18 protein-coding genes are annotated in these 21,599 nt (G+C 67.5%); 6 read left to right on the forward strand and 12 right to left on the reverse strand.

All coding sequences use genetic code 11. The annotated features are described in order from the left end of the window. Window positions 1-143 precede the first annotated feature (143 nt). Entirely contained in the window at window positions 144-866 is a 723-nt protein-coding gene (locus KV110_RS38975; RefSeq protein ID WP_218472099.1) for a TetR/AcrR family transcriptional regulator, read from the reverse strand. Window positions 867-1,022: 156 nt separating this feature from the next. Here KV110_RS38975 and KV110_RS38980 point away from each other — a divergent pair, with 156 nt between their 5' ends. Further along, window positions 1,023-2,597: a flavin-containing monooxygenase gene (locus KV110_RS38980; RefSeq protein ID WP_218472100.1), complete on the forward strand. Its 1,575-nt coding sequence runs from the start codon at window positions 1,023-1,025 to the stop codon at window positions 2,595-2,597. Window positions 2,598-2,627: 30 nt separating this feature from the next. On the opposite strand, the gene KV110_RS38985 is transcribed toward KV110_RS38980, so the two are convergent. After that, window positions 2,628-3,632, reverse strand: coding sequence for an Lrp/AsnC family transcriptional regulator (locus KV110_RS38985; RefSeq protein ID WP_218472101.1), 1,005 nt, complete (start codon window positions 3,630-3,632; stop codon window positions 2,628-2,630). 138 nt (window positions 3,633-3,770) lie between these two features. Between KV110_RS38985 and KV110_RS38990 the strand changes: the two genes are divergently transcribed. Further along, a complete protein-coding gene (locus KV110_RS38990; RefSeq protein ID WP_218472102.1) occupies window positions 3,771-5,291 on the forward strand; it encodes an MFS transporter in 1,521 nt (506 codons plus the stop codon). 93 nt (window positions 5,292-5,384) lie between these two features. On the opposite strand, the gene KV110_RS41895 is transcribed toward KV110_RS38990, so the two are convergent. After that, entirely contained in the window at window positions 5,385-5,510 is a 126-nt protein-coding gene (locus tag KV110_RS41895; protein WP_281427718.1) for a hypothetical protein, read from the reverse strand. A gap of 158 nt (window positions 5,511-5,668) precedes the next feature. Between KV110_RS41895 and KV110_RS38995 the strand changes: the two genes are divergently transcribed. After that, on the forward strand, window positions 5,669-7,003 hold the full coding sequence (locus tag KV110_RS38995) for a bifunctional glycosyltransferase family 2/GtrA family protein (protein ID WP_246634234.1): 1,335 nt from the start codon (window positions 5,669-5,671) through the stop codon (window positions 7,001-7,003). Beyond that, window positions 7,000-9,000, forward strand: a complete 2,001-nt coding sequence (locus KV110_RS39000; RefSeq protein WP_218472103.1) for a glycosyltransferase family 39 protein — start codon at window positions 7,000-7,002, stop codon at window positions 8,998-9,000. The genes KV110_RS38995 and KV110_RS39000 overlap by 4 nt, the downstream gene beginning before the upstream one ends. A gap of 56 nt (window positions 9,001-9,056) precedes the next feature. Here the strand turns inward: KV110_RS39000 and KV110_RS39005 are convergent, their stop codons facing one another. Beyond that, the gene (locus KV110_RS39005; RefSeq protein WP_218472104.1) at window positions 9,057-9,839 is read right to left on the reverse strand and encodes an SDR family oxidoreductase; all 783 of its coding nucleotides are present in this window, start codon (window positions 9,837-9,839) and stop codon (window positions 9,057-9,059) included. A gap of 75 nt (window positions 9,840-9,914) precedes the next feature. After that, complete coding sequence (locus tag KV110_RS39010) at window positions 9,915-10,808, reverse strand: phosphotransferase family protein (protein WP_218472105.1); 894 nt, start codon at window positions 10,806-10,808, stop codon at window positions 9,915-9,917. A gap of 108 nt (window positions 10,809-10,916) precedes the next feature. Between KV110_RS39010 and KV110_RS39015 the strand changes: the two genes are divergently transcribed. Then, a complete protein-coding gene (locus KV110_RS39015; protein ID WP_218472106.1) occupies window positions 10,917-11,945 on the forward strand; it encodes a hypothetical protein in 1,029 nt (342 codons plus the stop codon). A gap of 35 nt (window positions 11,946-11,980) precedes the next feature. Here KV110_RS39015 and KV110_RS39020 read toward each other — a convergent pair whose 3' ends face one another. The 7 genes from KV110_RS39020 to KV110_RS39050 are packed head-to-tail and all read right to left on the reverse strand — an operon-like array spanning window position 11,981 to window position 21,133. Further along, entirely contained in the window at window positions 11,981-12,595 is a 615-nt protein-coding gene (locus KV110_RS39020) for a TetR/AcrR family transcriptional regulator (RefSeq protein WP_218472107.1), read from the reverse strand. A gap of 5 nt (window positions 12,596-12,600) precedes the next feature. After that, on the reverse strand, window positions 12,601-13,383 hold the full coding sequence (locus KV110_RS39025; RefSeq protein WP_218472108.1) for an enoyl-CoA hydratase family protein: 783 nt from the start codon (window positions 13,381-13,383) through the stop codon (window positions 12,601-12,603). An 11-nt stretch (window positions 13,384-13,394) separates the two neighbouring features. Continuing rightward, window positions 13,395-14,555: an acyl-CoA dehydrogenase family protein gene (locus tag KV110_RS39030; RefSeq protein ID WP_218472109.1), complete on the reverse strand. Its 1,161-nt coding sequence runs from the start codon at window positions 14,553-14,555 to the stop codon at window positions 13,395-13,397. Further along, window positions 14,552-16,609, reverse strand: coding sequence for an acetyl/propionyl/methylcrotonyl-CoA carboxylase subunit alpha (locus tag KV110_RS39035; protein WP_246634235.1), 2,058 nt, complete (start codon window positions 16,607-16,609; stop codon window positions 14,552-14,554). The genes KV110_RS39030 and KV110_RS39035 overlap by 4 nt, the downstream gene beginning before the upstream one ends. Before the next feature lie 8 nt (window positions 16,610-16,617). Beyond that, complete coding sequence (locus KV110_RS39040; RefSeq protein WP_218472110.1) at window positions 16,618-18,216, reverse strand: acyl-CoA carboxylase subunit beta; 1,599 nt, start codon at window positions 18,214-18,216, stop codon at window positions 16,618-16,620. Further along, the gene (locus KV110_RS39045) at window positions 18,213-19,364 is read right to left on the reverse strand and encodes an acyl-CoA dehydrogenase family protein (RefSeq protein ID WP_218472111.1); all 1,152 of its coding nucleotides are present in this window, start codon (window positions 19,362-19,364) and stop codon (window positions 18,213-18,215) included. Before KV110_RS39045 ends, KV110_RS39040 begins: the two co-directional genes overlap by 4 nt. Before the next feature lie 56 nt (window positions 19,365-19,420). Then, window positions 19,421-21,133 (reverse strand): acyclic terpene utilization AtuA family protein, encoded by a 1,713-nt coding sequence (locus KV110_RS39050; protein WP_218472112.1) that lies wholly within the window; start codon window positions 21,131-21,133, stop codon window positions 19,421-19,423. A 304-nt stretch (window positions 21,134-21,437) separates the two neighbouring features. Between KV110_RS39050 and KV110_RS39055 the strand changes: the two genes are divergently transcribed. After that, window positions 21,438-21,599, forward strand: coding sequence for a hypothetical protein (locus KV110_RS39055; protein WP_218479557.1), 162 nt, complete (start codon window positions 21,438-21,440; stop codon window positions 21,597-21,599).

Below are 21,599 nucleotides of genomic sequence, written 5' to 3' on the forward strand. Positions count from 1 at the left end.
TCGGTGGGTCCTGAGACAATAAGGATGTCGCAAACGCGGTCGGCCTCGATGCAGCGGCCGAACGAGAACAGCGTCGTTCCAGCGAATGCGACCACCGCCGCCAGCGTCGACCCGGGGCGACGCCGCGGCCGTCCGAACACGACTTACTCGCCGGAAAAGGCTAGGTGCAGTGGCAGATCAGCATCGATGGTGATGCCGTTGAGCCGGGCATTGGCCTCGGTGAGCGCGGAAATGGTTTCCGCGAGGTAGGCGACGAACTTCTCGATCGGCATCGCCGGCGTCTTCAGCCGGTTCGCGCCGAGCCACCAATCGGTGGCCGAGGCGACCGCGCCGAAGATCGAATAGATGACGAGTTCGACGCCGTCCACTTCGACCGACTCGTCGGCAAGTAGCTCGGCGAACAGGTCGGCGGCCCGCCGCGCCGACTGGCGGGCGGATTGCAGGGCACGTTCGGAATCGTCGGACTGCTGCGCGAAATGACTGTGCAGCATGAATCGGAAGACGTTCGGGTGTTCCGACACCACCAGCACGTACTCCGCCGCCCCACGGCGCACCAGTTCACGCGCCGAGTCGTTGGTCAGGTCGAAGCTGGCGATGATCTGCTCCCACAGCATGTCGCGGACCCGGTCGACTATGGCGTTGTAGAGGTCGGTCTTGTCCTCGAAATGCCGGTACAGCTTGGGTTTTGCCGCGCCGGCCTGCTTGGCGATATCGCCCATGCTGACATCCGGCCCGAACTTGTCCAGCGCGCGGAACGCCGCGTCGACGAACTCCTCCCGCACCTTGAGCCGGTGCTCACGCCACCGCTCCGTGCGTGCGTCGACGCGCTTGCGCGGTACCTCGTCTACATTTCGCCCGCTGCGCATCACAATTCCGGATGCTACCCGCTACCAGCGGTACCGATGGCGCGGTCGCGGCGTTGACATCGGATGAGGCGTGGGACACACTCGGAAAGTAGACGGAACCGGTGGTAATGCATACTTCCGGGTTTCTATGTGCAGCACAGAGAGCCGGTGGGGACGATGACGTCCGCGATCCACACCCGAATCCTGATCGTCGGCAGCGGATTCTCCGGCCTCGGCATGGGCATCGCGCTCGATGAAGCGGGCATCGACGACTACCTCATCGTCGAAAAGGCCGAGGAGATCGGCGGGACCTGGCGGGACAACACCTATCCGGGCTGCGCCTGCGATGTGCCGTCCCACCTGTATTCGTATTCCTTTGAGCCACGCACCGATTGGCGGCAGCTCTTCTCGGGGCAGCAGGAGATCTTCGAGTATCTGCGGGAAGTCGCCGACAAGTATCGGCTGCGCCCGCACATTCGCTTCCGTCAGCACATGGCGCACGGGTATTGGGACGAGGCCGAGCGGCGCTGGCACGCGTTCAGCGCCGACGGTCAGGAGTATGTCGCGCAATTCCTGGTGTCCGCCGTTGGGGCGCTGCACATTCCGAGCATTCCGCAGTTCCCGGGTAGCGCGGACTTCACCGGTCCGACCTTCCATTCGGCGCAGTGGGACCACGCAGTCGAACTCGCGGGCAAACGGGTCGCGGTGATCGGGACAGGCGCCAGCGCAATTCAATTCGTGCCGGAGATCGTCGGCCAGGTAGCAGAGTTGACGGTATATCAGCGCACCCCGCCGTGGGTACTGCCGCGGGGGGATACGGAGTTCTCGGACGGGTTTCGGCGCGCGCTGCGAAGGATTCCCGGTTTGCGCTTCGCATTGCGCAATGGCATCTACTGGGGCCTCGAGGTCGGTGGCTACGCGATGAACTGGCGACCGGGTCTGCTGAAGGTGATCGAGCGGCTCGGCAGGCGGCATATCGAACGGCAGATCGCCGATCCGGTACTGCGAGCGAAGGTTACGCCGGACTACCGAGCAGGCTGCAAGCGGTTGCTCGGCTCCGACACCTACTATCCCGCGCTCGCCGATCCCAAGACCGAGCTGGTCACCGACCGCATCGACCGGATCACCGCGGACGGCATCGTCACCGCCGACGGCGTCGAGCGCCCGGCCGATGTGATCATCTACGGCACCGGCTTCCACGTGATCGAGTCGTACAAGAACCTGCCGATCGTCGGCCTCGGCGGTGTCGACCTGACCGAACGGTGGGACCGGGAAGGGGTGCAGGCGCACCTCGGTATCACCGTCGCCGACATGCCGAACGCGTTCTTCCTGGTCGGACCGAATACCGGCCTCGGCCACAACTCGATGATCTTCATGATCGAGGCGCAGATCCACTATGTGCTGCAAGCGATTCGGCAGGTACGCGCGCAGGGCGCGGTCGCCCTTGCGCCGCGACGAGCCGCCCAGGATCGGTTCAATGCCCGGCTGCAGCGTGGGCTGTCGCGGTCGGTGTGGAACACCGGCGGCTGCCGGAGCTGGTATCTGGACGAGCACGGAAACAACCGCACGCTGTGGTCCGGATTCACCTGGCAGTACTGGTTGCGGACCAGACGCCTTGACCCCGCGGAGTACGAATTCTTCGGTCCCGCACCGAGTTCGCCGACCAAGCCGATGACCGTACTGGAAGGTCTACCGGCACAAACATTTCCCACCGCGGGCAGCAACGGCCGCTCGGCCCCCGCCAACCCGTAACCCCGAGGATGTTTCACCGGTTCGAGCGATTCACCGTCGGCGGGACGTGCGCGCGCGGGGCGGCGACGGGGTGGGATGGATGAGTCGCCCGCCGACGGTACGGGTGCCCGCCTGCTTGAGGCGCTCGAGCACGGGTGTGAGTTCGAAGCTGTGCACGCCGTCGAGGGTGGCCATCTCGGTGGTCACGTAGTGGTACAGGTCGTCGGCGGTGCCCGCGGTCAGCACGGCGAAAAGGTTGAACGGCCCGGTAACCGCTGCGGCGTAGGTGGTTTCGTCGTGTTCGGCGATGGCACGGCCCACCGCAGCCAACTGTGCCGGCGCGACGCGCAGCCAAAGGAACGCCGAAAGGCTCGAACCCCAAGCGGCAGGAGCGATGTCGAGATCGAAGTACAGGATGCCCGCCGCTTGCAAGGCCGAGATCCGGCGCGCCACGCGGCCGATGCTCATGCCGGTGGCCCGTGCCAATACCGAGTAACTGGCGCGGCCGTCCCGGGCCAGCAGCTCGAGCAGGGCGTCGTCCTCATCCCGCAGCTGTAGATCCGACTCGGCGTGAACCGTTGCTGTCGCGCCCTTTTCCCGGCCGATGAATTGCCTGCCCCGCCAGTCGGTGACATCGGGTCCGACGAAGCGATGCAGGACCATGGCCGCCGCGATGTCGTGCACCGGTGCGGTGCGTTGCAACCGCTGCACCAGTAGGTCGTCGCGGTCCTGCTGAGTGCGCGGGTGCAGGGAGAACATCACCTCGGCACCCGCCGCCGCGATGCTGACCCACGCGGCGTCGTCGCGCCGGGCCAGCGCCTCGGCCACCTGCATAGCGCCGTCCGGGCGGCAGCGCACCCGAATGATCCAGTCGTTCTCGCCGACCGCGCGGGGATCGACCGCGCCGATCACCCGGACCACCCCGTCGCGGCGTAACCGCCGGTAGCGGCGGGCGACGGTCTGCTCGGCGACACCCAGTTCGGCGGCGACGCGCGCGAACGAGACGCGGGGGTCGAGTTGCAGCGCATACACGATCCGCGTATCGACTTCGTCCAATATGGAATTTTTGCCTATCGCAGCGCGCGCCATAGGGAGGAAATCTACGCCGAAAAGGTCGTCGCACGACCGGCCTCGCCGTTTCTTCGGATACTCGACGCCGTCTCAAACGACCGATTTCGAGAGAGGACAACGGCTTTGCGGAAATGGCTGCCGCTGCTGACGGTGTGTCTCGGCACCTTCATGCTGCTGATCGACGTCACCATCGTGAACGTCGCACTACCGGATATGCGCAACGACTTGGACGCGTCGTTCAGCTCGCTGCAATGGGTCGTCGACGGCTACGCCCTCGCGATGGCGGCGCTCATGCTCGGCGCGGGCTCGATCGCCGACCTGGCGGGGCATCGCCGCACCTACCTGGCCGGGCTGGTCTTGTTCGCGATTTCCTCGCTGGCCTGCGGGTTCGCGCCGAATCCCGCCGTACTGATCATCGCGCGGGTGGCGCAGGGCGTCGGCGCGGCCACCATGTCGTGCACCACCTTCGCCCTGTTGAACAACAGCTACGACGGGCGCGACCGCGGCGCGGCGTACGGGGTGTGGGGCGCTGTCGCGGGTGCGTCCAGTGCCGTCGGACCGATCATCGGCGGCGTGCTCACCGATCTCGCGTCGTGGCGGTGGATCTTCTTCGTCAACCTGCCGATCGGTGCCGTCGGCATCGCGCTGTGCCTTGCGGTGCTCGCGGAAGGCGAGCGACCGCACCGCGGCCGGATCGATCTTGGCGGCATGGCCACCTTCGCCGTTGCCGCGGCAGCGGTGACCTACGCGCTGATCCGGGCCAACGAACACGGGTGGTCGAACCAGGTCACCTGGTGGTTGCTGCTGGTCGCGGCCATCGCGTTCGTCGCGTTCTTTCTCGTCGAACGCATTTCCGAACAGCCGATGCTCGATCTCGCGCTGTTGCGCGACCGATCGTTCGTCGGCGTGCTCATAGCGGCCGCCGCCCTGTTTTTCGCGGCTTTCTGCGCGCTGATGTACAGCCAGATCTGGATGCAGTCGGTGCTCGGCCTGAGCGCCATCCAGGCCGGGGCCGTGGGACTCCCGTTGTCCGTCATGGCTTTTCTGGTTTCGGGTGCCATCGGCAGGTACCTGCACGGCGAGCATCGCGGCCGGATCATCGGCGGCGGGCTCTTCGCGGTCGGCGTCGGCGGGATACTGGGCGCGGTGCTCGTGCACGGCGAAGCCGGTTGGCTGGCACTGGTTCCCGGATTCCTGGTGATCGGTCTCGGTGTCGGCCTCGCCACCGCGACGCTGAGTTCGGCTGCCATGGCCGCGGTTCCGTGGCAGCGGGCCGGAATGGCAACGGGAGCAGTGAATACCGCGCAGCAGTTGAGCTTCGCGCTCGGGATCGCCACGCTGGGCAGCGTATTCACCGTGCGCGCACGGGATGTGCTCGCCGCGCATGCGGTGCCGGACGCGGCGGTCACGGCGCGTGCTGTCGGAGGCGGTCAGGCGGCGGCGATCGCGCAGCAGGTTCCGGCCGAAGCACGAGCCGCACTCGAGGCGGCGGTGCGTACCGCGGCGGCGGCGGGCGTGCAGGCCACACTCGCGGTCAGCGGCGTCGTCGGGCTGCTCGGCAGTGCCCTCGTGCTGGCGCTGCTGCGGCGTCGGGACAAACCGGTGGTGCAAATTGTCGAGGAGGCGCAAGAGGTGCGCGCCTGATCGCCCCGGGTTCCGGGCGGCCTGGGTGAGTTGCCAGGTCGGCTGGACAAATCCGCTGAGCGAGGGGCCGAGCGCCTCGCTCAGCGGCGGCAGTCAGCGCTTCTTCGGATCGAGGATGCTTTGCTCGGGGGCGGACTTGGTCTTCTTGTCCGCTCGCTTCTCCTTCAGAGACTTCCCGGATTTCTTCGACATCGAGCTGCGCGGAGACTTGTCGGACAAACGTGGTCCTTTGCTCGGAGGACCTGAACGGTCCCGATACTGGAGACCGTACGCTACGGGCGCCGACCCCGGGACCGATCCGCGCCGGTCTCGAGCCCCCAGGAACCTCACAGCTGAGGCCCAGCCCCGTGGCAGCGTGGCCGTCGAGGGTGGTCTGTATGACCGAGACTGTGACCGTCGCGGCGGCGGAATTAGCCGAGACACCGGGTGTGCCCGTGCTGGACGTGGTGATACCCGTCTACAACGAAGAGAACGACCTCGGCATCTGTGTGCGCAGGTTGCACGCGTACTTGCGGGCAGGATTCCCCTTCCCCGCGCGGATCACCGTAGCCGACAATGCCAGCACCGACGCCACGTTGCAGGTGGCCCAGCTGCTCGCGGCGGAGCTCGACGGCGTGCGGGTGGTGCACCTGGACGCCAAGGGGCGCGGACGAGCGCTGCGCGCGGTATGGGAGCACTCCGACGCACAAGTGGTCGCCTACATGGACGTGGACCTGTCCACCGATCTGAACGCGCTGCTGCCGCTGGTGGCGCCGCTGATCACCGGGCATTCGGACCTCGCGATCGGCACCCGGCTCAGCGCGTCCTCGCGGGTGGTGCGCGGGCCAAAGCGGGAGATCATTTCCCGCTGCTACAACCTATTGCTGAAAGCCTCACTACAGGCGCATTTTTCGGACGCGCAATGTGGATTCAAGGCCATCCGCACCGAGGTGGCGCGGCAATTGCTGCCGCTGGTGCGCGACGGCGAGTGGTTCTTCGACACCGAGCTGCTCGTGCTCGCCGAGCGGGCCGGGCTGCGCATTCACGAGGTGCCGGTGGACTGGATCGACGATCCGGACAGCCGCGTCGACATCGTCGACACCGCGCGCAAGGATCTGCTCGGCATCGGGCGACTGACCCGCGCGCTGGCCACCGGCGCACTGCCACTGGAAGAACTGCGCCGAGCGGTGGGGCGCGAACCATTGGTGCCGGGGGTGCCGCTCGGGATGGTCGGTCAGCTGGTGCGGTTCGCGATCGTCGGCGTGTTGAGCACGCTGGCCTACCTGCTGCTTTACGTTGTGCTGCAATCGTTTACCGGTGCGCAGGTGGCGAACTTCCTGGCGCTGTTGATCACCGCGGTCGCCAATACGGCGGCCAACCGGGCCTTCACCTTCGGTGTGCGTGGGTCGACCGGTGCGGTGTCGCATCAGTTCCAAGGGCTGCTGATCTTCGGCATCGGGCTGGCGTTGACCAGTGGATCGCTGTTCACGCTGCATCACTGGGCGCCGAACGCGCCGGTGCATCTGGAGTTGTTCGTGCTGGTGCTCGCCAACCTGCTCGCCACCATCCTGCGGTTCGTCGGCTTGCGGTGGGTGTTCCGCAATACGCCGAGCCCAGCTCGGCGGACGGCAACCGAGCACAGTGATTCGAGCACCGCCGGGCCCGCGGACTCAGCGGCACCGGCGAGCCCGGTGGTGCGCGACGCCATGACCAACGAGGCGGATCCGCGATGACCGCGACCCTTGCGCCGCCGACCGAGGCATTGCCGCAGCCGACGCCCGAGCCCAAGATGCGTTGGGAATACCCGGCATTGGCGGCACTGCTGATCGGCACGGGAATCGCGTACCTGTGCAATCTGAGTTCGAACGGGTGGGCCAACTCGTTCTATTCCGCTGCGGTACAAGCGGGTTCGGTGTCCTGGAAAGCCTTCTTCTTCGGATCGTCGGATGCGGCGAACTCGATCACCGTGGACAAGCCGCCCGCCGCGCTGTGGTTGATGGAGTTGTCGGTGCGGGTGTTCGGGTTGAACAGCTGGAGCATGCTGGTACCCGAGGTACTGCTCGGAGTGGCGAGTGTGGCGCTGGTGTGGGCGACGGTGCGCAGGCCGTTCGGGCCCGCCGCAGGACTGCTCGCCGGGCTGGTGCTCGCGGTGACTCCGGTTGCGGCGCTGATGTTTCGGTTCAACAATCCGGATGCGCTACTGGTGTTCCTGATGGTCGCCGCGGCATGGGCGATGACGCGGGCGGTCGAGGACGGCCGGTGGCGGTGGCTGGTGCTGACCGGTGTGTTCATCGGATTCGGCTTCCTCACCAAGCAGCTACAGGTACTCCTGGTTGTTCCCCCGCTGGCACTGGCGTATTTGCTCGCCGGTCCGCCCGCGCTCGGCAAACGCATCCTTCAATTGTTCGCCGCCGCAGCCGCCATGATTGCGGCGGCAGGCTGGTGGCTGTTGGCCGTGGAACTGTGGCCCGCCGCGTCGCGGCCGTGGATCGGTGGCTCGCACGAGAATTCGATCCTCGAGCTCACGCTCGGCTACAACGGGCTCGGCCGCCTCAGCGGCAACGAGCGAGGCAGTGTCGGACCCGGTGGTGGAGATCTACCACCCGGCGGGAACGGCATGTGGGGCAGCACCGGCATCACCCGCATGTTCGAACCGGCACAGGGCGGTCAGATCGCCTGGTTGATCCCTGCCGCACTGGTGGCGCTGGTGGCCGGAATCCTGTTGCGCGGCAGGGCGGCCCGCACCGACCGCCAGCGTGCTTCGTTGATTCTTTGGGGCGGTTGGCTGTTGGTGACCGGATTGACCTTCAGCTTCATGGCCGGGATCTTCCACCAGTACTACACGGTGGCACTGGCTCCGGCTGTCGCCGCACTGGTCGGTGCGGGCGCGGTGCTGTTGTGGCGGGAACGGCAGCGACTCTGGGTCCGGTCGATGCTCGCGCTCGCCGTCGGTCTCACCACCGCGACGGCGTGGCTGCTGTTGTCCCGCAGCGTGCATTGGGTGCCGTGGCTGCGGTGGACCATCCTGATTGTCGGCGTACTCGCGACGGTGGCCGTGCTCATCTCCGCCCCGAGGAAGCTGGCCATTGTCTCCGCACTGGCCATCGCGTTCACCGGCCTGGCCGGACCGACCGCCTACGCCATCGACACCATCGCGACTCCGCATGTGGGCGCGATCCCGTCGGCGGGACCCAATGTCGGCGGATGGGGCATGTTCGGCCGCCCACCGTGGGCCGAGGAAATGAACGGGATGCCGGATGGCCCGGGCGACGGTCAACCCGGAAACGGCCCCGGCCCGCGGGGTGCGGTGCCGGGCATGGTTACCCGCGGACATGGCTCGGAAATGATGGTCGCCGGTGGCCTACTCGGCACGAGCAAACCCAGTGACAAAGTCGTCGCACTACTGGAACAGAACAGCGGCACCTACACCTGGGCGGGCGCGGCGGTCGGCTCCAACAGCGCCGCAGGCTTCCAACTGGCCACCGAACTCCCCGTCATGCCCATCGGCGGCTTCAACGGCAGCGACCCATCCCCTACCCTCGCGCAGTTCAAAGAGTATGTGGCGCAAGGGAAGATCCACTACTTCATCGGCGGCGAAGGTGGCGGCCGAGGAGGTCCCGGGTCTTCCGGCAAGTCCACCAGCTCCGAAATCACCCAGTGGGTGAAGGCGAACTTCACCGCCACCGAGGTGGACGGCGTCACCCTCTACGACCTGACCGCCACCAACTGACACCCGCGATCCGCATCGCTTCGTGATTCGAAGCGATGCGGATTTCGGCGCGCGGGCTACTTGGCGGGCGGGTAGGTGGCTTCGAGCCAGTCCGCGTAGCTGGGGCCCGCGAGGGTGGCGTGCGGGCTGGCGAGCAGGGTGCCGTTCTCGAAGCTTTCGCGGTCCGGGTTCGCCGGGTCGCTGACCTCGACGACGCGAGCGGGCGCGCCGCGGCGGGCGGCGAGCAGGGTTGCCGCGCCTGCCATGGTTTCCGGCTGCGGTCCCGCGATTTCCGGGAAGGGGCCGTCGGTGGCTGCCGGAGCAGGGTTGACCGCCAGGTCGACCAGGGCCTCGGCGACCGTGCGGGCGGCGACGAGCTGAGTGCGCATCTCGGCGAGGTAGGCCACGTCGCCCTGGGTGCCCCACTGGGTCATCACCTCGACCAGTTCGTGGAACTGGGCGGCGCGCAGGATCTGCACCGGGAGCGGGCCTGCCAGCAGGGCGCGCTCATGAGCGAGTTTGGCGGCGTTGTAGCCCGCGGTGGCGTTGTCGATGCCGATGATGGACACCACCACCAGGCGCTCGACACCTGCCTTTTGTCCGGCCTCGTGCAGATTGCGGGCGGCGGCGGTGAAGAATTCGGTCGCGATGTCCTTGTCGGCGGACGGGGTGCTCGACGCGTCGATGACGACCTGTACGCCATCGAGTGCCTCGACCAGACCGGCGCCGGTCTCGATGTCCACGCCGTTCTTCCGTGAGAACGCCACCACCTCGTGGCCCTGCTCGGTCAGCACATCCACCACGTGCTTGCCCAGCCGTCCGGTCGCCCCGGCCACCGCGATCTTCTTGGTCGTCGTCATGATTGCTGCTCCTCGGTGTCGGTGCGTTGTTCCGCGTTCACTGAGAGGACGACGCAGCACGACGGAGTGTGACAGTCACGCTGATCGACCGAGTATGCCGGTCAGCCGCTCCTGCGCGACGGTGCGCACCGCGGGGCTGAGATCTGTTTTCTCGGCGAGCAGTTCGAGCGTGCGGAGGAGCTGGAGGGCTTCGATGCGCTGCGTCAGATCGGGTTCGTCGGGGTCGAAGCCCGCCCCTTCGAGGAACGCGGGCCAGGCCGGAGTGAGGGCGTCTTGTCCGGCGGCACCGACCGACCAGGACCACCAGGCGGGGTCGAACAGCGGATCGGCCAGGCAGACGGATTCGAAATCGAGGAGGCCGGTGATGGTTTCACCATCGTGCAGGATGTTCACCGGGGTGAAGTCGCCGTGCGCGAGGACAACGGGGCGGTCGGCGAACAGCGTGGGCAGGGAACGCAGGGTTCGGTCCAGGGTGGCGCGTTGCGCAACGGAGAGCTCCACCTGCGCGGCCCAGACGGTCGCGCTTTCTACCAGGCGGGTGGGGGTCGCCCAGAGGTCGTCGAGTTGCAGACCCGCCGTCGGCAGCCGACGGAACGCGGCGAGCAGGGTGCCCATCTCGCGGGCGATGGCGGGGAATCGTGGGCTGGCCAGGCCGATTTCGTCGCTGGCGGGGATGGGGACGCCGGGCAGGGCGTCGAAGACGATCCAGGCCGGGTCGGCGTCGAGGTCGAATCGCCGGATCCGCGGAATGGTGATGCCGCGTTTGGCGGCCGGTTCCAGCAGGGTGTGCATGATCCGGAGGCGGCGTTCGGCGTCGTCGGGGTCGCGGTAGCGCTGCAGGACCATCCGGTCGCCGTCGGCGAGGGTGAGTAGGTCGGTGCGGTTCTGGAAACCCCATTCGGCGGGCGCGCTACCGGCAATCGGCTGGCCGAGGGTCTGCTCGAGCCCGCCGTACTCCGCACTGTCCATACGGCAGACCCTAAGGCAAGCGCGGCCTCCCGCGCGCCGATCAGCGGCGCGGCGGGGTCCCCAGCAATTGGGGTCGACAAGACCAGGGGCGATCAATACCGTGCTTTCATGGGTTTGGGCGATGACCGATTCCGTGCTGCCGGCGCGGCTTTCGAAGTTGCGGTGCGCAAGAGCGACCCCGAGGAAACGCAGCGGGCGCACGCGGAGTTGATCGAATCACTCGACGGGGCGAGCCCGGAAGTGCTTGCGCAGGGCTGCCGTCGACTGGCCGACCTGCTCGACGAGGTGCCGCCGGGAGTACGGGCGAATATCGCGAACGTGATCGGCGCGTACGCGCAGACCAGCGCGGATGCGGTGGCGTGCGCTCCTCGAATACTCGCCAACCTCGCCAAAACCCTCGACCACGCCCGGGAGTTCGCCGAGCGGTGGAAGGCCACCACCGACGACGATCTGCCCGATCCGGAAACGACGGACGTGGATGAGGCCATGCTCGATCAGTTCGGCCTGCGGCCCCTCATGGCCTGGTGGACGCTGGCCAACTGGATTTCGCCCGCACTGGCCGTGCTCCAGCATCGGGAGGTTCGAAAGCTGTTCGGCCGCAGGGGATGCGAGATGCTGTCCGAGCGGCACAACGCGCTGGCCGAAGTCTCCGGCAGATGGCACAAAGAACTCGCCTACATGCTGCTCATCTTGGACGACGAACCCCTCGTCGCCCTACATCGGGAGACCGGCACCGGCTATCGGCTGCGAATGTCCGGGATCGGGGACAACTTCCAGCTGCACACCCTGCTCGCCGATGCGTTGATCGGCGGACAGCACCTGCCCGGCGAGCCACCCTCCGCAGAGGCGGTGGCGATGTGCCGAGACGTCGAAGGCCAGGTACTCACCGTCGGCTCCTTCAATCTTGTTGCCCCCGACGGGACTTGGATCTGGAACGAGGGCACGCCGGCCGATATTCCGGTCGTCGAGGGCGCTCGGCTACTGGTCCTCGATCCGCCGCCGTACCAACGTAATTGGCCCGCCGGGCGGTACTTCCCCTTCGTACCCGCCGATTTGGTGCTGGAACGGGTGCTGACCGCGGAGGAGACCGCGGCCTGGTTCACCCATGTCGCACCGGCCGACACAGCCGAAGCCTGATCGCGCCAGGCCAACCTGTTCGCGCCGGGCAAACCTCAGCGCGGCGCGTTCAACGCGGCGTGCAGCGTCGCCGCCCACTGCTGGACGATCTCCTTGCGCCGCGCCGAGTCGTCGGTGAGCACGTCGGCCAGGCCGAGCCCACGCGCCAAGTCGAGGGTGGCCTGCACCAAGTGGTGGGTGACCGGGTCGGAGTCGTCGACGCCGAGCGCCTCCACCGCCCGCCGATGCGAGACCCGGCCGAACTTGGCTTCCAGCGGAACGATGCGTTCCCGCAGCGCCGCATCGGCGGCCGCGTGCGTCCACACCTGCAACGCCGCCTTGAACAGCGGACTGGTGTAGGACTCGACCAGGCCGGCCACCACGGCCTCGGTGCGGCCGACCCCGTCGGCCAAGGCCGCGACCGCGATGGCCTCGTCCTTGGCCTGTTGGGTTCGGCTGTCGAACATGTACTCGAGCGCGGCGGTGATCAGGTCTTCCCTGGTCGGGAAATGATGCTGCGCCGCGCCCCTGGACACCCCGGCCCGCTCGGCGACGACCGCGACCGTCGCTGCCGCCCAGCCGGTTTCGGCAAGACAGTCGATGGTCGCCTCCAGCAGGCGCTGCCGGGTGGCTCGGCTGCGGTCCTGCTTGGGTTCGTGGGGAGTGGCCATGGAGGCTATTCTGCCCAGCTCGCCGGACGCCGCTGCAGGAAGGCCAGCATGCCCTCGTGCACCTCGGCGGTACCGAAGAAGCTCGCCGACCGCGCGGCCAGCTCGTCGGCCGAGACGTCGAACTCGGCGAGCATGGCCGCGTTGACCAGTCGCTTGCTCTCGGCCAGGCCCTGCGGGGAGCCCTTGCGCAGCTCCCCACGCAGCCGCGCCACCTCCGCCACCGGGTCGGCGGCGCTGAAGGTGATCAGCCCGATCCGCTCGGCGACGTCGGCGCCGAACTTCTCGCCGGTCAAGTAGTACCTGCTCGCCGCGCGCGAGGTGAGCCGCGGCAGCAGGGTCAGCGAAATCATGAACGGCGCCAGCCCGATGCGCACCTCGGTGAGCGCGAAACTGCTCGCCGGGCCCGCCACCGCGATATCGCAGGCCGCGACGATGCCCATGCCACCTGCCCGCACATTGCCGTCGATCTGCGCGATCACCGGCTTGGGCGTGGCGATGAGCCGACGCAGCACGCCGATCATGACGCGGGTGCGTTCGTCGGCGGCCACCGCCGGGTCGGCATTGCTGGCCTCGCTGAGGTCGGCGCCCGCGCAGAAGGTGTTGCCGGTGTGCGCGAGCACGATGCCGCGCACCTTGTCGTCGGCGGCGGCGTCGTCGAGTCCCTGGAGGAGCTCGGCGACGAGTTTGGCCGACAACGCATTGCGGTTGTGCGGTGAATCGAGGGTGAGCGTCGCGAAGCCGTCCGCGACGTCGTAGCGGACGTAGGGCGCGGTGGATGTCTCGGTCATCGAGCCTCCTGCTAGTAGGACTTGGGCAGGCCGAGCGAGTACTGGGCGACGAAGTTCAGCACCATTTCGCGGCTGACCGGGGCGATCCGGCCGATCCGGGCGGCGGCGAGCATGGCGGCGAGACCGTATTCCTTGGTCAGACCCGCGCCGCCGTGCGTCTGAATCGCCTGGTCGAGCGCCTTGATACTGGCCTCCGCCGCAGCGTATTTCGCCATGTTGGCGGCCTCGGCGGCACCCATCTCGTCACCGGTGTCGTAGAGCGTCGCGGCCTTGCGCATCATCAATTTCGCGAGTTCCAGCTCGATCTTCACCTGGGCCAGCGGATGCGAAATGCCTTGGTGCGCACCGATCGGCGTCTTCCATACGGTGCGTTCCTTAGCGTATTCCACCGCCCGGTCGATGGCGTAGCGGCCGAGGCCGATCGCCATCGCGGCGCCCATGACCCGCTCCGGATTGAGGCCCGCGAACAGCTGCATGAGTGCGGCGTCCTCCTTGCCGACCAGTGCGTTGGCGGGCAGGCGGACGTCGTCGAGGAACAGCGTGAACTGGTGGTCCGGCTCGATGATGTCCATTTCCTGTGGCGTCTTGTGGAAGCCCTCGGCGTCGGTCGGCACGATGAACAGGGCCGGCTTGAGCTTGCCGGTCTTGTGGTCTTCGGTACGCGACACGATGAGCACGGCCTCGGCCTGGTCCACGCCGGAGATGAAGATCTTGCGGCCGTTGAGGATCCAGTCGTCACCGTCGCGGCGCGCGGTGGTGGTGATCTGGTGCGAGTTGGAGCCCGCGTCCGGCTCGGTGATGCCGAAGACCATCTTGGCGGTGCCGTCACCGAGCTTGGGCAGCCACTGCTGCTTCTGCTCGTCGGTGCCGTACTTGGTGATGATGGTGCCGCAGATAGCCGGGGAGACGACCATGAGCAGCAGGCCCGCGCCCTGGGCGGAGAGCTCCTCCATGACCAGCGCCAGCTCGTACAGGCCCGCACCACCGCCGCCGTACTCCTCGGGCAGGTTCACGCCGAGGAAGCCGAGTTTGCCTGCCTCATCCCACAATTCGCTCAGCGGTTCGTTGGCGCGCGCCTTGGGCAGCACATAGTCGCGGTAGTTGTACTTCGCGGCCAGCGCGGCCACCGCGGCCCGCAGCGCCTGCTGCTCTTCGGTTTCGATGAAACTCATTTAGACTCCTGGGTTTCGTTGCCCTCGGCGGGGTCGACGACGGCGAGGACGGCACCGACATCGACCTGCTGGCCGACGGTGACGTTGACGGCACTGAGCACACCGGCGGCGGGCGCGGCGATGGTGTGCTCCATCTTCATCGCCTCCAACCACAGAATGGGTTGGCCCTGTTCGACCCGGCTGCCGACCTCGGCGCCGAGCCGGATCACGCTGCCGGGCATGGGCGCCAGCAGTGAGCCGGTGGCCACCTGGTCGGCGGGATCACTGAAGCGAGGCAGTCTGCGCACGCTGACCGGACCGAGCGGCGAGTCGACGCACACCAGCTCGCCGTACCGGGCGACGGCGAAATGCCTTCGGACCGGGCCGCGTTCGCCGGGAACGGCGAGAACCACCCGATCCGTGGCGGCCTCGACGAGCTCGAGTCCGTCGTAGCCGTCCACCGAGACGACGCCGCGGGTGTAGCGGTAACCGACATCGTGCGTTCCGCTGGTGCGACTCTCGAACAGCTTGTGCGTCGATTGCGACGGCAGGTTCCGCCAGCCGCTCGGCAGCCCGCCGCCGACCCGGGCAGCTGTCCGATTCGCCGCGGCGTCGGCCAGTGCGGCGGCCACGATGGACAGTGCCTCGTCCGCCGCGGACACCAAAGGTGCTGCGAGCGTGTCCAGTCCGTGCGTGTCGAAGAAGGCGGTGTCGGTGTCGCCCGCCAGGAAGGCCGGGTGGCGCAGCACCCGGACCAGCAGGTCGCGATTGGTGACCAGGCCGTGAATCTTCGCTCGATGCAACGCGGTGGCCAGCAATCGCGCTGCCTCGCTCCGTGTTTCGGCGTAGGAGATGACCTTGGCCAGCATCGGGTCGTAATGCACGCCGACGATCGAGCCGTCCACCACGCCGGTGTCCAGGCGCACACCCGGGCGGTCCAGCAGGTCGAATTCCGTCGCTACCAAGGGAATGTCGATGCGGTGCACGGTGCCGCTCTGCGGTTGCCAGTCGTGCGCGGGGTCTTCGGCGTACAGCCGGACCTCGATCGAATGCCCGTGCATCGCAGGCGGTTCGGTGGGCAGCGCATCGCCGGAAGCCACCTCGAGTTGCAGGCGAACCAGATCCAGGCCGGTGGTGCATTCGGTGACCGGATGCTCCACCTGGAGGCGGGTGTTCATCTCCAGGAAGAAGAAGTCACCGCGTTCGTCGGCGAGGAACTCCACCGTGCCCGCGCCGGTGTAACCGATCGCACCAGCGGCGAGCCTGGCCGCCTCGAACAGCCGCGCCCGCATCCCGTCGGTGCGCTCGACCAGCGGCGAGGGCGCTTCCTCGATCACCTTCTGGTGGCGGCGCTGGATGGAGCACTCGCGCTCGCCGACCGCCCAGATGGTGCCGTGCGTATCGGCCATGACCTGGACCTCGATGTGACGGCCGGTTTCCAGGTACCGCTCACAGAACACCGTGGGATCGCCGAAGGCCGATTGCGCCTCGCGCCGAGCCGCTTCGATCTGTGGTTCCAGCTCGCCGAGGCTGCGCACCACACGCATGCCGCGACCGCCGCCACCGGCGGATGCCTTGATCAGGACCGGTAGCTGCGCCTCGGTGACCTCGGCCGGATCGAGTTCGGCGAGCACCGGGACACCGGCGGCGTCCATCATCTTCTTCGAGGCGACCTTGGAGCCCATCTGCTCGATGGCCTCGACCGGTGGGCCGATCCACACCAGCCCGGCCGCGAGCACCGCCCTGGCGAAATCGGCGTTCTCGGAAAGGAATCCGTAGCCGGGGTGGATCGCATCGGCGCCGGTGGCCAGCGCGGCATCGATGATCAGTTCACCGCGGAGGTAGGTCTCTCCCGGTGTATTACCCGGCAGGAGCACTGCCGCATCAGCCTCGGCCACATGCGGGGCCGCGGCATCCGCCTCGGAGTAGACCGCCACCGTGCCGAGACCCATCCGGCGGCAGGTGGCGAAGACGCGGCGGGCGATCTCACCACGGTTGGCAACCAGGACATTCGTGATATGCCCGCCCGTCACCCGGCCACCGCCCCCCATCGAATCGCTGCGCGATGCTGTCATGGTTCGCCTCACATTCGGAAGACGCCGAAGCCATCGGCGCCCTTGATCGGGGCATTGTGAATGGCCGACAAGGACATTCCCAATACGGTGCGGGTATCGCGCGGATCGATGACGCCGTCGTCGTACAGCCGCCCGGACATGAACATCGCCAGCGACTCCGCCTCGATCTGCGCCTCGATCATGGCGCGCATCCCGGCGTCGGCCTCCTCGTTGAAGGGCTGGCCCTTGGCTTCGGCGGCCGCCCTGCCGACGATCGAGATGACGCCCGCCAGCTGCGCACCGCCCATGACGGCGGATTTCGCACTGGGCCAGGCGTAGACGAAGCGCGGATCGTAGGCGCGCCCGCACATGCCGTAGTGCCCGGCGCCGTAGGAGGCGCCCATCAGCACCGAGATGTGCGGCACCTTGGAGTTGGCGACCGCGTTGATCATCATCGCGCCGTGCTTGATGATGCCCTTCTGCTCGTACTCCTTGCCGACCATGTAGCCGGTGGTGTTGTGCAGGAACAGCAGTGGCGTGTCGGACTTGTTCGCCAACTGGATGAACTGGGTCGCCTTCTGCGACTCCTCGGAGAACAGCACGCCCCGCGCGTTGGCGAGGATGCCGACCGGATACCCGTGCAGCTCAGCCCATCCGGTGACCAGGCTGCTGCCGTACAACGGCTTGAACTCGTCGAAATCGGAGCCGTCGACAATGCGCGCGATCACCTCGCGCGGATCGAACGGGATCTTCAGATCGGACGGGACGATGCCGAGCAGATCCTCGGGGTTGTACAGCGGCTCGATCACCTCGGCACGCGGCGCGGGCCCCTGCTTGCGCCAGTTGAGCCGCCGGACGATGGCGCGACCGAGGCGAATCGCGTCCTGCTCGTCCACCGCGTAATAGTCGGCCAGGCCGGAGACGCGGGCGTGCATGTCGGCGCCGCCGAGCGATTCGTCGTCGGATTCCTCGCCGGTGGCCATCTTGACCAGCGGCGGGCCACCGAGGAACACCTTGGAGCGTTCCTTGATCATCACCACGTGATCGGACATGCCGGGAATGTAGGCACCGCCCGCCGTCGAGTTGCCGAAGACGAGCGCGATGGTCGGAATACCGGCGGCCGATGCCTGGGTGAGATCGCGGAACATGCGCCCACCGGGGACGAACACTTCCTTCTGCGTCGGCAGATCCGCGCCGCCGGACTCCACCAGGGAGATCACCGGCAGCCGGTTCTCGCGGACGATGTCATTGATGCGCAACGTCTTTCGCAGTGTCCACGGATTCGAGGTGCCGCCGCGCACGGTCGGGTCGGGCGCGACGATCATGCATTCGACGCCCTCCACGATGCCGATGCCCGCGATAGTGCTCGCGCCGACGTGGAATTCGCTGCCCCAGCCGGCCAGCGGGCACAGCTCCAGGAACGGCGAGTCCTCGTCGATGAGCAGTTCGACCCGCTCACGCGCGGTCATTTTGCCGCGCTTCCGGTGCCGAGCCAGCTTGTCCGGGCCGCCACCGGCGATCGCCTTGGCGAATTCGCCCTCGACTTCGGCGAGCTTGGCCGCCATGGCTTCCGCCGCCGCGGCGTAGTCCGGTGACGCGGTATCCAGCGTGCTCCGCAGTGTCGTCATGACTGGTACCCCAATCGTTTGGCGGCAAGGCCGGTGAGGATTTCGGTGGTGCCACCGCCGATGCCGAGGATGCGCATGTCGCGGTACTGGCGTTCCACCTCGGATTCGCGCATGTAGCCGAGACCGCCGAACAGCTGGACGGCCTGGTTGGCCACCCACTCGCCCGCTTCGACGGCGGTGTTCTTGGCGAAGCACACCTCGGCGATCAGGTCCGTCTCACCATTCGCGCTGCGCTGCGCCACATCTCGGGTGTAGACGCGGGCGACGTCGATCCGGCGGGCCATCTCGGTGACCGTGTTCTGCACGGCCTGCCTGCTGATCAGCGGGCGGCCGAAGGTTTCCCGGGTGCGGACCCAGTCCAGGGTGAGATCGAGGCAGCGCTGCGCGCTCGAATACGCCTGCACCGCAAGGCCGACGCGTTCACTGACGAACGCGCCCGCGATCTGGAAGAATCCGGAGTTCTCCGGCCCGATCAGGTTCTCCACCGGCACCCGGACATCCACATAGGACAGCTCCGCGGTGTCGGAGGCACGCCAGCCCATCTTGTCCAGCTTGCGGCTGACCGTGAAACCCGGTGTGCCCTTCTCCACCACGAGCAGCGAAATCCCGCCGGAGCCGGGGCCGCCCGTGCGTACCGCGGTGACCACGTAGTCGGCGCGACAGCCTGAGGTGATGTAGGTCTTCGCGCCGTTGACGATGTAGTGGTCGCCGTCGCGGCGCGCGGTGGTGGTGAGGTGGCCGACGTCGGAGCCGCCGCCGGGTTCGGTGACGGCGAGCGAGCCGATCTTCTCCCCGGCCAAGGTCGGTCGCGCCCAACGCTCGATCTGCTCGGTATTGCCCGAGGCGATCATGTGCGGCACCGCGATGCCGCAGGTGAACAGCGACGCGAACAGCCCACCGGAGGCACCGGCCTGATGCATTTCCTCGCAGACGATCATCGCGTCGATGCCGTCGCCGCCGGAACCGCCCACCGATTCCGGAAACTGGATGCCGAGCAGGCCGAGGGCACCGGCTTTCTTGTGTAGCTCGCGCGGGATCTCCCCGTCGCGCTCCCACTCGTCCAGGTAGGGCAGGACTTCCCGCTCGGCGAAACCCCGTACGGTGGCCCGCAATTCGCGGCGCTCCGGGGTGTTCCAAGGACTGACCACGTGCCCACCCGTCGCCCGACCGCCACCCCTGGTCGAATCGCTTCGCGATACTGAATTCATAACAGCTCCAATGGGATATCGAGATGACGGGACCGCAGCCATTCGCCGAGTCCCTTGGCCTGGGGGTCGAATCGCGCCTGATAGGCGACGCCCTGACCGAGTAGGCCTTCGATGATGAAGTTCACCGCCCGCAGGTTGGGCAGCACATGCCGGGTGACCGTCAGCGGGGCGGTTTCGGGGAGCAGTTCTTTGACGCGCTCGACGGTGAGTGTGTGCACCAGCCAGCGCCACTGCTCGTCGGTGCGCACCCAGACGCCGACATTGGCGTTGCCGCCTTTGTCACCGCTACGGGCCAGCGCGATCGTGCCCAGCGGTGCCCGGCGAGTTTCGCTGGCAGGCAACGGCTCCGGCAGTGCGGGCTCGGCGACATCGGCAAGTGACAGCGTGTCCACTGCCGGTGCGATATCGACGCGGGACCCGTCCGGCAGCACCGCGACATGCGGCACCTCGGTGGCATCGACGAAACCGGGCGTGTACACGCCGTACGGAGAACCGTTGCCGGGCAACGTCGTAAAGCTGCACCCTGGATAGCTGGCCAGGGCCAATTCGACCGCCACGCTGGAGAAGGCGCGGCCGACCTTGTTCGGGTCCGGATCACGCACCACGCAGCGCAGCAGCGCGCTGGCCTGCTCCTCGGTGTCCGCGTCCGGCCGGTCGAGCCGCGCGAGCGTCCAATCCAGTTCGGCGGGCTTGGCGGGCAGCCAGGATTCCAGCTGTCGTTGTGCCAGTGCGGCTTTCGCCTCGATGTCGAGGCCGGTGAGGATGAACTCCATCTCGTTGCGGAAACCACCGAGGGTATTCAGGGAAACCTTCAGCTGCTCCGGCGGCGCCTCGCCGACGACCCCGCTGATCAGCACCCGATCGCGGCCGTCGGCGCTGAGCCGGATGGCGTCCAGCCGTGCCGTCACATCGGGACCGGCGTACCTCGCGCCCTGGATCTCGTACATGAGTTGCGCTGCGACGGTGTCGACGGTGACCGCACCGCCGGTGCCGTCGTGCTTGGTGATGACACTGCTGCCGTCGCTCCGGATTTCGGCGATCGGGAAGCCTGGCCTGCCGAGGTCGGCGAGTTCGGTGAAGAACGCGTAGTTGCCGCCGGTGGCCTGGGTGCTGCATTCGATGACGTGCCCGGCCACCACCGCGCCCGCCAGCTGGTCGTAATCGGTGCGGCCCCAGCCGAAGTGGGCCGCCGCCGGGCCGACGATCACCGATGCGTCGGTGACCCGGCCGGTGACCACGATGTCCGCGCCCGCGTTCAGGCATTCGACGATGCCCCACGCACCGAGGTAGGCGTTGGCGGTGAGCGGGGCGCCGAGGCCGAGTTCGCCTGCGCGCGCGACCAAGTCGTCGCCTTCGACGTGCGCGATCTTCGCGTCGAGACCCAGATCGGCGGCCACCTTGCGCAATCGCTGCGCCAGGCCAGCGGGATTGAGGCCGCCCGCGTTCGTGACGATCTGCACGTTGCGTTCCAGCGCCAGCCCGAGGCAGTCCTCGATCTGCTTGACGAAGGTCTTGGCGTAGCCGAGGCCCGGATCCTTCATCCGATCGCGGCCGAGGATCAACATGGTGAGCTCGGCCAGATAGTCGCCGGTGAGCACGTCGAGCTGCCCGCCTTCGAGCATCTCGCGCATGGCGCTCAGGCGATCACCATAGAAGCCGGAACAGTTGCCGATCCGGAGCACGTCCGTGTTGGCGGCCAGCACACTCATCAGCGGGAATGCCTCCTGTAAACGGCGAACCGTCAGGGCACAGCCGCGTGCCGCACCCGTGAAGTCCGCGTTCCGGAGACCAGCATCACACCCCCGCCAGAAAAAAGCAAGCGCGCGTGCTTGTTAATCACGGATGGGTCAGAGTTTTTGGCCGCGTGGCCGCAGCGTGTTCGCGGCCCCTGAATGTCAGCATCGCGTAGCGATTCGATGAGGGGCGGTGGTCGGGCGACGGGTGGGCCTCGCGCTGTGGTGCTCGGGTGGGGGCGCGAACATTCAGCGCGGCAAACGCTGCACAATCAACACGGTGTCTACCGACGTCAGTGTGATTCTGCTGTTCGCACTCGCTGGGTTTCTGCTCGGCGGGGCCTACTCGACCTGGAAAACCGCGCGCAAGTTGGCGATCGCGCTCGCGGTGCTGGCCGTGCTCGCCGCTGCGGGCGGCATCGCCTGGTGGGTGGGGAGCTGA

It is taken from the genome of Nocardia iowensis, assembly GCF_019222765.1.
Classification (GTDB): Bacteria; Actinomycetota; Actinomycetes; order Mycobacteriales; family Mycobacteriaceae; genus Nocardia; species Nocardia iowensis.

What these genes read in the sequence shown, in the direction of transcription:
- KV110_RS38975 (WP_218472099.1), bottom strand. Translation starts at nt 866, where the DNA reads ATGCGCAGCGGGCGAAATGTAGACGAGGTACCGCGCAAGCGCGTCGAC.
- KV110_RS38980 (WP_218472100.1), top strand. Translation starts at nt 1,023, where the DNA reads ATGACGTCCGCGATCCACACCCGAATCCTGATCGTCGGCAGCGGATTC.
- KV110_RS38995 (WP_246634234.1), top strand. Translation starts at nt 5,669, where the DNA reads ATGACCGAGACTGTGACCGTCGCGGCGGCGGAATTAGCCGAGACACCG.
- KV110_RS39000 (WP_218472103.1), top strand. Translation starts at nt 7,000, where the DNA reads ATGACCGCGACCCTTGCGCCGCCGACCGAGGCATTGCCGCAGCCGACG.
- KV110_RS39005 (WP_218472104.1), bottom strand. Translation starts at nt 9,839, where the DNA reads ATGACGACGACCAAGAAGATCGCGGTGGCCGGGGCGACCGGACGGCTG.
- KV110_RS39010 (WP_218472105.1), bottom strand. Translation starts at nt 10,808, where the DNA reads ATGGACAGTGCGGAGTACGGCGGGCTCGAGCAGACCCTCGGCCAGCCG.
- KV110_RS39015 (WP_218472106.1), top strand. Translation starts at nt 10,917, where the DNA reads ATGGGTTTGGGCGATGACCGATTCCGTGCTGCCGGCGCGGCTTTCGAA.
- KV110_RS39020 (WP_218472107.1), bottom strand. Translation starts at nt 12,595, where the DNA reads ATGGCCACTCCCCACGAACCCAAGCAGGACCGCAGCCGAGCCACCCGG.
- KV110_RS39025 (WP_218472108.1), bottom strand. Translation starts at nt 13,383, where the DNA reads ATGACCGAGACATCCACCGCGCCCTACGTCCGCTACGACGTCGCGGAC.
- KV110_RS39030 (WP_218472109.1), bottom strand. Translation starts at nt 14,555, where the DNA reads ATGAGTTTCATCGAAACCGAAGAGCAGCAGGCGCTGCGGGCCGCGGTG.
- KV110_RS39035 (WP_246634235.1), bottom strand. Translation starts at nt 16,609, where the DNA reads ATGACAGCATCGCGCAGCGATTCGATGGGGGGCGGTGGCCGGGTGACG.
- KV110_RS39040 (WP_218472110.1), bottom strand. Translation starts at nt 18,216, where the DNA reads ATGACGACACTGCGGAGCACGCTGGATACCGCGTCACCGGACTACGCC.
- KV110_RS39050 (WP_218472112.1), bottom strand. Translation starts at nt 21,133, where the DNA reads ATGAGTGTGCTGGCCGCCAACACGGACGTGCTCCGGATCGGCAACTGT.